Origin of the sequence: Chryseobacterium tongliaonense (assembly GCF_041224435.1) — a bacterium.
GTDB classification, from domain to species: domain Bacteria; phylum Bacteroidota; class Bacteroidia; order Flavobacteriales; family Weeksellaceae; genus Chryseobacterium; species Chryseobacterium tongliaoense.
In genome coordinates, this window is record NZ_JBGFFD010000036.1 from 1 (window position 1) to 548 (window position 548).

Below are 548 nucleotides of genomic sequence, written 5' to 3' on the forward strand. Positions count from 1 at the left end.
CTCATTTTAAAGTAAGGAATGATTGCAGTTACGGTATCTAACCAGTTTTTCCACAATAAAGTTCCGTCCGGGTTGAATTGTTTCCACATTAACCCTTGGGTAAATCCTGAAATATACATCGGTACTGCATAGAAAATAATTCCTAAAGTCCCTAACCAGAAATGCCAGTTAGCTAATTTTACAGACCAGATTTTCGTTCTCCACATGATGGGTACCAGATAATAGATAACCCCGAATGCCATGAAACCATTCCATCCAAGTGCTCCTAAATGTACGTGACCAATTACCCAGTCAGTAAAGTGACCGATTTTGTTGATGTTTTTTGTTGCTAAAAGTGGTCCTTCAAACGTTGCCATCCCATAACAGGTAACCGCTACTACAAAGAACTTAAGGATAGGATTTTCTCTCACTTTATCCCAGGCTCCTCTTAAGGTAAGGAGACCATTTAACATACCTCCCCAAGACGGTGCAATAAGCATGATTGAGAAACCTGTTCCCACAGCCTGTGCCCATGCAGGAAGTGCTGTATACTGAAGGTGGTGAGGACC

1 protein-coding gene is annotated in these 548 nt (G+C 41.6%); it reads right to left on the minus strand.

Features of this window, described 5'->3' with window-relative positions; all coding sequences use genetic code 11:
* The coding region (locus AB8P06_RS20630; protein ID WP_369844530.1) for a cbb3-type cytochrome c oxidase subunit I at nt 1-548 on the minus strand (548 nt) is incomplete at both ends.